The organism is Winslowiella arboricola (assembly GCF_025527015.1).
GTDB classification, from domain to species: Bacteria; Pseudomonadota; Gammaproteobacteria; order Enterobacterales; family Enterobacteriaceae; genus Erwinia; species Erwinia arboricola.
This window is the reverse complement of sequence record NZ_JAODIM010000038.1, coordinates 1-12,331: the sequence shown is the minus strand read 5'-3', so window position 1 is coordinate 12,331 and position 12,331 is coordinate 1. Positions and strand designations below refer to the sequence as shown.

Annotated in this window: 9 protein-coding genes; 2 read left to right on the top strand and 7 right to left on the bottom strand. The window is 52.9% G+C overall.

Features of this window, described 5'->3' with window-relative positions; translation table 11 throughout:
• Window positions 1–93: 93 nt before the first annotated feature.
• From yfaE to ubiG, 4 genes are all read right to left on the bottom strand, one after another.
• On the bottom strand, window positions 94–354 hold the full coding sequence (gene yfaE / locus N5923_RS05990) for a class I ribonucleotide reductase maintenance protein YfaE (RefSeq protein WP_267140807.1): 261 nt from the start codon (window positions 352–354) through the stop codon (window positions 94–96).
• A 3-nt stretch (window positions 355–357) separates the two neighbouring features.
• Window positions 358–1,488 (bottom strand): class Ia ribonucleoside-diphosphate reductase subunit beta, encoded by a 1,131-nt coding sequence (gene nrdB / locus N5923_RS05985; protein WP_267140808.1) that lies wholly within the window; start codon window positions 1,486–1,488, stop codon window positions 358–360.
• Window positions 1,489–1,567: 79 nt separating this feature from the next.
• Complete coding sequence (gene nrdA, locus N5923_RS05980) at window positions 1,568–3,853, bottom strand: class 1a ribonucleoside-diphosphate reductase subunit alpha (protein WP_267140809.1); 2,286 nt, start codon at window positions 3,851–3,853, stop codon at window positions 1,568–1,570.
• 586 nt (window positions 3,854–4,439) lie between these two features.
• The gene (gene ubiG, locus N5923_RS05975; protein ID WP_267140810.1) at window positions 4,440–5,171 is read right to left on the bottom strand and encodes a bifunctional 2-polyprenyl-6-hydroxyphenol methylase/3-demethylubiquinol 3-O-methyltransferase UbiG; all 732 of its coding nucleotides are present in this window, start codon (window positions 5,169–5,171) and stop codon (window positions 4,440–4,442) included.
• A 210-nt stretch (window positions 5,172–5,381) separates the two neighbouring features.
• Here ubiG and gyrA point away from each other — a divergent pair, with 210 nt between their 5' ends.
• Window positions 5,382–8,018: a DNA topoisomerase (ATP-hydrolyzing) subunit A gene (gene gyrA, locus N5923_RS05970; protein ID WP_267140811.1), complete on the top strand. Its 2,637-nt coding sequence runs from the start codon at window positions 5,382–5,384 to the stop codon at window positions 8,016–8,018.
• Between the two features lie 60 nt (window positions 8,019–8,078).
• Here gyrA and N5923_RS05965 read toward each other — a convergent pair whose 3' ends face one another.
• From N5923_RS05965 to N5923_RS05955, 3 genes are all read right to left on the bottom strand, one after another.
• On the bottom strand, window positions 8,079–8,450 hold the full coding sequence (locus N5923_RS05965; protein ID WP_267140812.1) for a helix-turn-helix domain-containing protein: 372 nt from the start codon (window positions 8,448–8,450) through the stop codon (window positions 8,079–8,081).
• Between the two features lie 83 nt (window positions 8,451–8,533).
• A complete protein-coding gene (locus tag N5923_RS05960) occupies window positions 8,534–8,797 on the bottom strand; it encodes a type II toxin-antitoxin system RelE family toxin (RefSeq protein WP_267140813.1) in 264 nt (87 codons plus the stop codon).
• Between the two features lie 118 nt (window positions 8,798–8,915).
• Window positions 8,916–9,155 (bottom strand): hypothetical protein, encoded by a 240-nt coding sequence (locus N5923_RS05955; RefSeq protein ID WP_267140814.1) that lies wholly within the window; start codon window positions 9,153–9,155, stop codon window positions 8,916–8,918.
• Window positions 9,156–9,342: 187 nt separating this feature from the next.
• On the opposite strand from N5923_RS05955, the gene rcsC reads away from it, so the two are divergent.
• Complete coding sequence (gene rcsC / locus N5923_RS05950; RefSeq protein ID WP_267140815.1) at window positions 9,343–12,192, top strand: two-component system sensor histidine kinase RcsC; 2,850 nt, start codon at window positions 9,343–9,345, stop codon at window positions 12,190–12,192.
• The last annotated feature ends 139 nt before the right edge of the window (window positions 12,193–12,331 follow it).

Genomic DNA, 12,331 nt, shown 5'->3' with positions numbered 1-12,331 from the left:
CATCCAATCCTGTAGGGGCGGCGTTCTCGCCGCCCGTGTAGATGATTTGCACAGGCCGCAATGACGGCGTTCTCGCCGCCCGCCGCACCACTGTTAAATCTCGATCTCAATATCACCTTTCGCCTTGCAGCAGCAGGGCAGGATCTCGCCCTCCTGCACAAAAGCAATTGGCTTCGCGGCATAGCAGACTTCGCCTTTCAGCAGACGTACCCGGCAGGAACCGCAAAAACCTTCCCGACACTGATATTCAATGTAAGTTTTATTGGCTTCCAGCGCGGCAAGCAGTGACGGATAGTCATCATCGCATTGCAGCTGCGCACCAGAAGTGCGCAGGGTAATGGTTGAAGCGGTCATGGCTTACAGCTGGAAATCGCTGAAATCGTCGCCGTTGACTTCGGAGTCAATCTGGCCGACGAGGTAGGAGCTGACTTCCACTTCCTGCGGTGCCACCTGCACGTTATCGGACACCAGCCAGGAGTTGATCCACGGAATCGGGTTGGATCGCGTCTGGAAGGGCAGGTCGAGACCGACCGCATTCATACGGATATTGGTGATGTACTCAATGTACTGCCACAGAATATCTTTGTTCAGACCGATCATTGAGCCGTCACGGAACAGGTATTCCGCCCACTCTTTCTCCTGCTGGGCTGCCAGCACAAACAGGTCGTAACACTCCTGACGGCATTCACGGGCAATCTCAGCCATTTCCGGGTCGTCTTCACCGCTGCGCAGCAGGTTCAGCATATGCTGGGTGCCGGTCAGATGCAGCGCTTCGTCACGGGCGATCAGTTTGATGATTTTGGCGTTGCCTTCCATCAGTTCGCGCTCGGCAAAGGCAAATGAACAGGCGAAGCTGACATAGAAGCGGATCGCTTCCAGCGCATTGACGCTCATCAGGCAGATATACAGCTGTTTTTTCAGGGCGCGCAGGCTGACTTCAACGGTTTTGCCGTTAACCTGATGCGTGCCTTCACCCAGCAGATGCCAGTAGCTGGTCATCTCAATCAGATCGTCGTAGTAACCCGAGATATCTTTGGCGCGCGACAGAATCTGTTCATTAGTCACGATATCATCAAAGACCAGTGCCGGATCGTTGACGATATTGCGGATAATATGGGTGTAAGAGCGCGAGTGAATGGTCTCGGAGAACGCCCAGGTTTCGACCCAGGTTTCCAGCTCCGGGATCGAGATCAGCGGCAGCAGCGCGACGTTAGGGCTGCGACCCTGAATGGAGTCGAGCAGCGTCTGATACTTCAGGTTACTGATAAAGATATGCTTCTCATGATCCGGCAGCGCCTGATAGTCGATACGGTCGCGTGAGACGTCAACTTCTTCCGGACGCCAGAAGAAGGAGAGCTGTTTTTCAATCAGCTTTTCAAAGATGTCATATTTCTGCTGGTCAAAACGCGCTACGTTAACCGGCTGACCAAAGAACATCGGTTCTTTCAGCTGGTTGTTTTTATTCTGCGAAAAAGTGGTGTAAGCCATGGTGTAAATCCAGTTAGCTAATGTGATGGCCGGGGAGTGCCCGGCCATCAGGGATTACGGAACAGCAAGCCGTCGCGAATTAAATCTTACAGGCGCCACTTTCGCAGCCATCATCCTGAATCGACGGTGCCAGATCGTCCTGCGCATCTTCTGCGCCATCACGGGTGTTCTGATAGTAGAGCGTTTTCACGCCAAATTTATAGGCGGTCAGCAGATCTTTCAGCAGCTGTTTCATCGGTACGCGACCGTTGGCGAAGCGCGTTGGGTCGTAGTTGGTGTTGGATGAAATCGCCTGGTCGATAAACTTCTGCATCAGACCCACCAGTTGCAGATAGCCGTCGTTATTTGGCATATCCCACAGCAGCTCATAGTTATCTTTCAGACGCTCATACTCAGGCACCACCTGACGCAGGATACCGTCTTTCGACGCCTTAATACTGATATGGCCGCGTGGCGGCTCAATGCCGTTGGTGGCGTTCGAGATCTGTGAAGAGGTCTCAGACGGCATCAGCGCAGAGAGCGTCGAGTTACGCAGGCCGTGAGTTTTAATCTCCTCACGCAGCGCTTCCCAGTCCAGATGCAACGGCTCGTTGCTGATCACATCCAGATCTTTCTTGTAAGTATCGATTGGCAGGATGCCCTGCGCATAGGTGGTTTCGTTAAACCACGGGCAGGCGCCTTGCTCTTTCGCCAGATCGTTCGACGCTTTCAGCAGATAGAACTGAATCGCTTCGAATGTTTTGTGCGTCAGGTTGTTGGCGCTGCCATCGGAGTAACGTACGCCATGTTTCGCCAGGTAGTAGGCATAGTTGATTACGCCGATACCCAGTGTACGACGACCCATCGCCCCGCGCTGTGCCGCCGGAATTGGGTAGTCCTGATAATCCAGCAGGGCGTCAAGCGCACGCACCGCAAGGGTTGCCAGCTCATCCAGATCGTCGAGGCTGTTGATCGCGCCGAGGTTAAATGCGGACAGCGTACAAAGTGCAATCTCACCGTTTTCGTCATTCACATCCAGCAGCGGTTTGGTCGGCAGCGCAATTTCCAGGCACAGGTTGGACTGGCGCACTGGCGCGATAGCCGGATCGAACGGGCTGTGGGTGTTGCAGTGATCGACGTTCTGAATATAGATACGGCCAGTCGATGCGCGTTCCTGCATCATCAGTGAGAACAGATCGACCGCTTTTACACGCTGTTTGCGGATGCTGTCGTCGTTCTCATATTTGGTGTACAGACGCTCAAACTCATCCTGATCGGCGAAGAAAGCATCGTACAGGCCCGGGCAGTCTGACGGACTGAACAGGGTGATATCGCCACCTTTCAGCAGGCGGGTGTACATCAGTTTGTTAATCTGCACGCCATAGTCCATATGACGGACGCGGTTGCCTTCAACGCCACGGTTGTTTTTCAACACCAGCAGGCTTTCCACTTCCAGATGCCACATCGGGTAGAACAGCGTCGCGGCGCCACCGCGTACGCCACCCTGCGAACAGGATTTCACCGCAGTCTGGAAGTGTTTGTAGAACGGGATACAACCGGTGTGGAAAGCTTCACCGCCACGGATCGGGCTACCCAGCGCACGAATGCGGCCAGCGTTGATACCGATACCGGCGCGCTGCGAAACGTATTTCACAATCGCGCTGGAGGTGGCGTTGATCGAATCAAGGCTGTCGCCACACTCAATCAGTACGCAGGAGCTGAACTGACGGGTCGGAGTACGTACGCCGGACATAATTGGCGTTGGCAGCGAGATTTTAAAGGTGGAGATCGCATCGTAGAAACGCTTAACGTAATCCAGACGGGTTTCACGCGGATAGCCGGAGAACAGGCAGGCGGCAACCAGAATATAGAGGAACTGCGCACTCTCGTAGATTTCACCGCTGACGCGGTTCTGTACCAGATATTTGCCTTCCAGCTGCTTAACGGCGGCATAGGAGAAGTTCATATCACGCCAGTGGTCGATAAAACCGTCCATCTGCTCGAACTCTTCTTCCGTGTAGTCTTCCAGCAGATGTTTGTCGTATTTACCCATCTCGATCATACGCGTGACCTGAGCGAGCAGTTTTGGCGGTTCAAACTGGCCGTAGGCTTTTTTACGCAGATGGAAAATCGCCAGGCGCGCAGCCATATATTGGTAGTCAGGCGCATCGCGAGAGATCAGGTCGGCAGCCGCCTTGATCACCGTTTCGTGGATATCGGACGTTCTGATGCCGTCGTAGAACTGGATATGCGAACGCAGCTCAACCTGAGAAACAGAGACGTTCTGCAGGCCTTCTGCCGCCCAGTCGAGAACCCGGTGGATTTTATCAAGATTGATACGTTCTGTGCGGCCATCGCGTTTAGTGACGAGCAGACTCTGATTCATGTCGCGTTTTACCTGTCCGTGAAATTATCCCCGGTTTATACACAGAAATCTCATTGTGAGTAACTCTGTGGATAAACACTACATATAGGGGGTAGGGGATGAATGTGTAACTAGATGGTGAGTATTCTAGTAACTTGTACGCGTATAACAAGAGTTGATTTCTTCATGATTTTGCGGTTCGGGGGCTGGCTTTTTTCCTAAGTCCACGTTTCTCAAGGCTCGTCGGCCTGTCAATCCTTATGATAAAAAAATGAATTATTTGATCGACCGCTGATTTTATATCCATTGCTTATTCCAGCCACTTTTCTTTGTCGCAAAAGTGGTCTAAGCAGGGCGATTTTATCGCTCCGCTGACATAAGCCCGACGATTTTATCGCCAGTCGTAAATACCCTATAATTTAGGTTGGTATGCGTACAGAAGGAAAAAGATCTGGCTGGCGGGGGATACACTAAGAAAAAAGTATGACAGTGGGATGTCGGGTTGATGGCGGGCGGTTCAGATATCCCCTGCAGGGGCGGCGTTCTCGCCGCCCGTGTTGATAATTTGCACCGGCCGCAATGACGGCGTTCTCACCGCCTTCAGCGGTCAGGATTCAATTACGCTATGGGTATGCACCATATAATTGACATCCACACCGCGCCCTAAACGGAATTTATTGGTCAGTGGATTGTAATGCAGGCCAATAATATGGCGTTCGCGCAGCGGGGTTTCATCAACCCAGTTCAGCAGCTCGGCCGGGCGGATAAACTTCTTAATGTCGTGGGTGCCGCGCGGCACCATGCGCAGGATATATTCAGCGCCGAGAATCGCCATCAGCCAGGCTTTGCTGTTGCGGTTCAGGGTGGAGAAAAACACTTCGCCGCCCGGTTTCACCAGACGGGCGCAGGCATGCACCACGGAACGTGGATCCGGCACATGCTCCAGCATCTCCATGCAGGTCACCACATCGTACTGGCCGGCGAACTGCTCCGCGTGCTCTTCAACGGTTTGCTGCACGTAATCAATGTTAACGCCACTCTCCAGCGCATGCAGGCGCGCCACTTCCAGCGGTTCGGCGCCCATATCCAGACCGGTCACCACTGCGCCTTCACGCGCCATGCTCTCCGCCAGAATCCCGCCGCCGCAGCCGACATCCAGCACCTTTTTGCCAAACAGGCCATCGGCGTGCTGCGCAATATAGCCGAGACGCAGCGGGTTAATGCGGTGCAGTGGCTTGAATTCACCTTCCATATCCCACCAGCGCGAGGCGACCGCTTCAAACTTAGCTATTTCAGCGTGATCAACATTCGATGCGGCAGGTTTTGGGTTTACATTCATTGAATCTGGACTCCGGCAATAAAGATTTGCCCAGAGTATATACTTTCTCACGCGCGGCGAGAACGCCGGCCCTGGGTGGGGAGATCTGAAACACCGCCGCGCAGTATAATAAAGCACGGCATTACGACGCTTTCCATTCACCGTTTCGGCGCAATGTGATATACTTTCGCACCTTTGAATCCGGGACTAATGTAGAGGGATAGCGGCTCTATGAGCGACCTTGCCAGAGAAATTACACCGGTCAATATTGAGGAAGAGTTAAAGAACTCTTACCTTGATTACGCCATGTCGGTCATCGTTGGCCGCGCATTACCAGATGTTCGGGATGGACTGAAACCTGTCCACCGTCGTGTGCTTTTCGCCATGCACGTTCTCGGTAACGACTGGAATAAAGCTTATAAAAAGTCTGCCCGTGTGGTCGGCGACGTCATCGGTAAATATCACCCACACGGTGATACCGCGGTGTACGACACTATTGTGCGTATGGCGCAGCCATTCTCATTGCGCTATATGCTGGTCGATGGTCAGGGTAACTTCGGTTCCGTTGACGGCGATTCCGCGGCTGCGATGCGTTATACCGAAGTTCGCATGTCGAAAATCGCCCACGAACTGCTGGCGGATCTGGAAAAAGAGACTGTCGATTATGTGCCTAACTATGACGGCACTGAGCAGATCCCGGAAGTGATGCCAACGAAAGTACCGAACCTGCTGATTAACGGCTCGTCCGGTATTGCCGTCGGTATGGCGACCAATATTCCTCCACATAACCTGACCGAAGTGGTTAATGGCTGTCTGGCCTACATCGAGGATGAAAACATCAGCGTTGAAGGGCTGATGGAACATATCACCGGACCAGACTTCCCGACGGCGGCCTTTATTAATGGTCGTCGTGGTATCGAAGAAGCCTATCGCACTGGTCGCGGCAAAATCTATATCCGCGCCCGTGGCCAGGTGGAAGCTGACGCTAAAACCGGTCGTGAAACCATCATCATCAACGAAATTCCGTATCAGGTGAACAAAGCGCGCCTGATCGAGAAGATCGCCGAGCTGGTGAAAGAGAAGCGTCTGGAAGGCATCAGCGCGCTGCGTGATGAGTCCGACAAAGACGGCATGCGCATCGTGATTGAGATTAAACGCGATGCGGTTGGCGAAGTGGTGCTGAATAACCTCTACTCGCTGACTCAGCTGCAGACCTCCTTCGGTATCAATATGGTGGCGCTGGACCAGGGCCAGCCGAAGATTATGCCGCTGAAGGATATTATCGTCGCCTTTGTGCGCCATCGTCGTGAAGTGGTGACCCGTCGTACCATTTTCGAACTGCGCAAAGCGCGCGATCGCGCCCATATCCTTGAGGCGCTGGCAATTGCACTGGCGAATATCGATCCGATTATCGAACTGATCCGCAGTGCATCAACGCCTGCCGAAGCTAAAGCTGGCCTGATTGCCCGTCCATGGGATCTGGGCAACGTCTCAGCGATGCTGGAACGTGCCGGTGACAACGCCGCGCGTCCGGAGTGGCTGGAAGATGAGTTTGGTATTCGTGATGGTCAATACTATCTGACCGAGCAGCAGGCTCAGGCGATTCTGGATCTGCGTCTGCAGAAGCTGACTGGCCTTGAGCACGAAAAACTGCTGGACGAGTACAAAGCGCTGCTGGAGCAGATTGCAGAGTTGCTGCATATTCTGGAAAGCGCTGAGCGCCTGATGGAAGTGATTCGTGAAGAGCTGGAACTGATCCGCGATCAGTTTGGCGATGCGCGTCGCACCGAAATCACTGCTAACAGCGCCGATATCAATATCGAAGACCTGATCAACCAGGAAGATGTTGTGGTTACCCTGTCGCACCAGGGCTACGTTAAGTATCAGCCGCTGACTGATTACGAAGCGCAGCGTCGTGGTGGTAAAGGTAAATCGGCCGCGCGTATTAAAGAAGAAGACTTTATTGACCGTCTGCTGGTGGCTAACACCCATGACACTATCCTCTGCTTCTCCAGCCGTGGCCGTCTCTACTGGATGAAGGTCTATCAGCTGCCGGAAGCCAGCCGTGGTGCGCGTGGACGTCCAATCGTCAACCTGCTGCCGCTGGAGCAGAATGAGCGTATCACGGCGATTCTGCCGGTGCGTGAATATGCGGAAGGTCTGAATATCTTTATGGCTACCGCCAGCGGTACCGTGAAGAAAACGGCGCTGACCGAGTTCAGCCGTCCACGCAGCGCCGGTATTATTGCCGTCAATCTGCGTGATGACGACGAACTGATTGGCGTGGCGCTGACCGATGGCAACGACGAAGCGATGCTGTTCTCCGCTGCCGGTAAAGTGGTGCGCTTCGCCGAGCAGGCAGTACGCGCCATGGGCCGTACCGCTTCCGGTGTGCGTGGTATCAAGCTGGCAGAAGGCGACCGCGTTGTTTCGCTGATCATTCCTCGTGAAGAGGGCGCGATCATGACGGTGACGCAGAACGGTTACGGTAAACGTACCGGTAACAGCGAATACCCGACCAAGTCGCGTGCAACGCAGGGTGTTATCTCGATCAAAGTCACCGAACGTAACGGACCGGTTATCGGTGCGGTGCAGGTGGTCGATGGCGATCAGATTATGATGATCACCGATGCCGGTACGCTGGTGCGTACCCGCGTGTCTGAGGTCAGCGTCGTGGGTCGTAACACCCAGGGTGTGATCCTGATTCGTACCGCAGAAGATGAAAACGTGGTTGGCCTGCAACGTGTGGCAGAGCCGGTAGCAGAAGAAGAACTTGATGCTATCGACGGCAGCGTGGCGGAAGGTGATGACGAGATCGCGCCAGAAGTGGAAAGCGATGACGATATCCCGGAAGGCGACGACGAGTAATCGTTAAGCGTGAGATAAAAAGGCCAGCATTGATTGCTGGCCTTTTTTTATGCGGCTGAGTTATTCAAGTGTCAGCTGTTCAGGCGTGCATTGATACAGGGCGGCAAGGCGCTCAAGATTTTCTTTACGTGGTTTCTCCGATTTCTCAAACTCGGATACTGATGCCTGGGTGATACCGAGTTTCTCCGCAACCTGTTTTTGCGTCATGCCGCGGTAGAGGCGCCAGGCGGCCTGCATAGTGCAATTTTTAGCGGAGAAAATGTTAATCACCTCATTGGGATATTTAACATTATCGCTTGCGCCAGCTTCATCCTGGATGGATTCATAGCGTTCGTCCCGTTCCCGCTCTGCAATCAGCATTTCGAAAAATGCGACGGGAATAACCACGGAAATTCGCTCACCTTTGGCGTTAGTAATATATTGGATAGCCATAGATAATTCCTGATAATGATTTTTTGCTGTAGCCGAACGCCTGTTCGTCTGACCAACATATCGGACGCAGACCGTAACCGACGTTAATACGTTGTACTGCTCCTGCGTAAAATTCGCTGGATTTCCATGACCACGGGCTCCCCATTCTGTACCTCGATAAGAACGCGGTAGCTGCCAACTCTCAGGCGATACTGGTTGTCTCTGTCAGTCAGTTTTCTGAAATCAAGATTGCCAATATTCGGATAGTAAAGCAGCGTATTGATTTTCTCGCGAACGGCCTGCTGATCTTTTGACGGTATCTTCCGCAAATCTTTCGCGGCTTTACCCGTCCAGCTTAACTGGGTCATTACATTTCCTTGTAATTTCTGCACCAGACTATCTGCGCCACATCCTGTACTTCCTGTATAGGGCTATATATCTATATTAAATCCCTTTAAATTGACTGTAAACCCTGTTTTTATGTCTTTAGTTGGCAAGCAGTTTTCGCGCTATCAGCCAGCCGGTTACGGCTCCTGCTATAGTCAGCAAGGGCATTCCAACAAGGAAAATCATAAAATTCTGACTCATTTGATCTTCGCCATAGATTGGGCCAACGAAGATATTAATGATGACAGCGAGCAGCACGTAATACATTAGTGCGGCTCCGCAAGCCGCGCCGAGCAGCGTTGAGAGTATCAGTTTGCATTTAACCATATTACTTTCCATAACAGATCCTTGTTCGGTGAGTCCGCCGTTGCTGGCCACGACTAATTTTCTTTAAGCAGGACATATTTTGTAATGAAGGGCAGTTCCGTTGCTAACCGCAGCGCCAGTTCTGGCTTTTTATTACCAGTACAGCTACTGTATCGGGATCGCAAAAACCGCGCCGACACTTTGCCGCCATAGGTTCCTCTTGAAATATCTTGTCTCGTTTCGCACCACGTTAAGGATCTCCCGCTACCTGTTCCGGGCGCTGGCATTAATGCTATGGACGCTGGGTGCGCTGCTGACCGCCTTTTTTATCATTAACGTGTTACACGAGAAAGAGTCGCAGGTGCGCCAGGAGTTCAGCGCCAACTATGATCAGGCGCAGTGGTATATCCATCACTCTACCGACGTTACGCGCGAACTGAAATATATTGCGGAAAACCGCCTTAACTCTTCCGCTAACGGCATGGATATGCTGAATGGCGTCTTCCCTGGCAAAGCCACCTTGCCGCAGTTTTACCCGCTGTATGCGGATTCTGATTGTTCATCGATGAGCAGCACCTGGCGCAGCTCGCTGGAATCCCTCAGTTATTTCCTTAATTACTGGAAAGCCAACTTCTCTTCCGCCTATGAACTGAACCGCGTGTTCTTTATTGGCGGTGAAAGTCTGTGCCTGGCGGATTTCGGTATCGGCAGTGCGTCGGTCGATCGCGAACGGGCGCTGAAGTCGCTGAATGAGCGTATCTTGCGTTACCGTAACAGCAATACCGTTGAGCGTAAAAACAGCCTTTACTGGATTGCCTCCACCACCCAACCGGGCGTGGGTTACTTCTATATGATCACCCCGGTGTATGTCGCCAATAAACTGGAGGCGCTGCTGGGGATTGAACAGAATATCCGGCTGGATGATTTTATTGCGCCGGGCAACCTGCCGGTGGTCGCCACCATTATTGACCAGAATAATCAGCCGATTCTCTCTTCGGCGCGCAATGGCGTCAGCTTACCCACCGATAGTATGCCGGATGATAAAGCCTGGTTTGGCTACCTCGATGGCTATAAGCAGCTGGTGCTGAAGAAAACCCTGCAGCCTTCATCGCTGAGTGTGGTCTATTCCATCTCCACCGACGTGCTGGTCAGCCAGCTGAAGATGCTGATGATCAATGCGCTATTGCTGAATTTTTTAAGCGGCATTGTACTGTTTTCACTGGCGTGGCTGTTTGAGCGCCGCATGTTCCTGCCGGCGGAAGATAACGCCCACCGGCTGGAAGAGCATGAGCAGTTTAACCGTAAGATTGTCGCCTCGGCGCCGGTAGGGATCTGTATTCTGCGCACCAGTGACGGCACCAATATTCTCAGTAATGAGCTGGCGCATAATTATCTCAGTTTGCTGACCCAGGAAGATCGTCAGCGCCTGACGGAGATTATCTGTGGTCAGCAGGTTAACTTTGTCGATGTGCTGACCGGCAGCAATACCAATCTGCAAATCAGTTTTGTGCACTCCCGCTATCGCAATGAAAATGTCGCGATTTGCGTGCTGGTAGATGTCAGCGCGCGCGTGAAAATGGAAGAGTCATTGCAGGAGATGGCGCAGGCGGCAGAGCAGGCCAGCCAGTCGAAATCAATGTTCCTTGCCACCGTCAGCCATGAACTGCGTACCCCGCTGTATGGCATTATCGGCAACCTCGATCTGTTACAGACCAAAGCGCTGCCCAAAGGGGTTGAGTCGCTGGTTACCGCGATGACCAACTCCTCCAGCCTGTTGCTGAAAATTATCAGCGATATTCTCGACTTCTCGAAAATCGAATCGGAACAGTTGCGTATTGAGCCGCGTGAGTTTTCGCCGCGTGAGATCATTACCCATATCGCCTCCAACTATCTGTCGCTGGTGGTGAAAAAGCGCCTGACCCTTTACTGTTTTATCGACAGCAAAGTGCCGATTTCACTGGACGGCGATCCGCTGCGCTTACAGCAGGTGATCTCTAATCTGCTGAATAACGCGATTAAATTTACCCATACCGGCTGCATTATTCTCCATGCCTATGTGAAAGAGGGTTATCTGGCGTTTCGTGTGCGCGATACCGGCGTCGGCATTCCGGCGAAAGAGATTACCCGTCTGTTTGATCCTTTCTTCCAGGTCGGGACTGGCGTGCAGCGCAACTTCCAGGGCACCGGCTTAGGGCTGGCGATCTGTGAAAAGCTGATCAATATGATGGATGGCGATATCGAGGTGGATTCCGAGCCAGGGATGGGCAGCCAGTTTATTATCCGTATACCGTTGTATAACAGTCAGGTGGTTGCGCCACCGCTGCATGAAGGTTTGCAGGATAAGCAGGTATGGCTGGAACTGCGCAATGAGTATCTCGCCAGCTTCCTTGAAAGCCTGCTGCATGAACACGGTATTCAGGTTTATCGCTATGACGAAAGTCGTTACGGCAGCGATGATGTGATAATTACCGACTATGATTTTATCGCGCAGCGTCAGGTACGCGCGGTGATTGAGTTCGATGGCCTGCATATTGATATGCCGCAGGAAGTGAGCAGCGGGCGCTGGGTCTACAGTACCGCCACGCCACACGAGTTACCGGCGCTGCTGGGGCGCATCTATCGCGTACCGCTTGATGTGCCGGAAGGTCTGGCGCTGGCGCCGGTAGCGGAAGAGAGTGTGAATAACGAGGATATTCTGATCCTGGTGGTTGACGATCATCCGATTAACCGTATGCTGCTGTCCGATCAATTAGGATCGCTGGGCTTCCGGGTGAAAACCGCGCAGGACGGTGTCGATGCGCTGAATGTGATTAGCCGCAGTGAAATCGATATTGTCCTCAGCGATGTCAATATGCCGAATATGGATGGTTATCGCCTGACGCAGCGTTTACGCCAGTTGGGACACACTTTCCCGGTTATTGGCGTGACGGCAAATGCGCTGGCGGAAGAGAAGCAGCGGTGTATGGAAGCAGGGATGGATAACTGTCTGTCGAAGCCAGTGACGCTGGATACGCTACAGAAGACCTTGTCGTTTTATGCAGAGCGGGTAAGAAAAGGCAGGGAAGGGTAAATCAGGGCGGCAAGAACGCCGTTATTACGGCTGGTGCAAATTCGTAACACGGGCGGCGAGAACGCCGTCATTACGGCTGGTGCAAATTCATAACACGGGCGGCGAGAACGCCGCCCCTACGGAACGCTGTATGTAGGGG

Bases quoted from the DNA above. Each gene is read 5' to 3' on its own strand.
- yfaE (WP_267140807.1), bottom strand. From the start codon at position 354: ATGACCGCTTCAACCATTACCCTGCGCACTTCTGGTGCGCAGCTGCAA.
- nrdB (WP_267140808.1), bottom strand. From the start codon at position 1,488: ATGGCTTACACCACTTTTTCGCAGAATAAAAACAACCAGCTGAAAGAA.
- nrdA (WP_267140809.1), bottom strand. From the start codon at position 3,853: ATGAATCAGAGTCTGCTCGTCACTAAACGCGATGGCCGCACAGAACGT.
- N5923_RS05965 (WP_267140812.1), bottom strand. From the start codon at position 8,450: ATGGCTATCCAATATATTACTAACGCCAAAGGTGAGCGAATTTCCGTG.
- N5923_RS05960 (WP_267140813.1), bottom strand. From the start codon at position 8,797: ATGACCCAGTTAAGCTGGACGGGTAAAGCCGCGAAAGATTTGCGGAAG.
- gyrA (WP_267140811.1), top strand. From the start codon at position 5,382: ATGAGCGACCTTGCCAGAGAAATTACACCGGTCAATATTGAGGAAGAG.
- N5923_RS05955 (WP_267140814.1), bottom strand. From the start codon at position 9,155: ATGGAAAGTAATATGGTTAAATGCAAACTGATACTCTCAACGCTGCTC.
- ubiG (WP_267140810.1), bottom strand. From the start codon at position 5,171: ATGAATGTAAACCCAAAACCTGCCGCATCGAATGTTGATCACGCTGAA.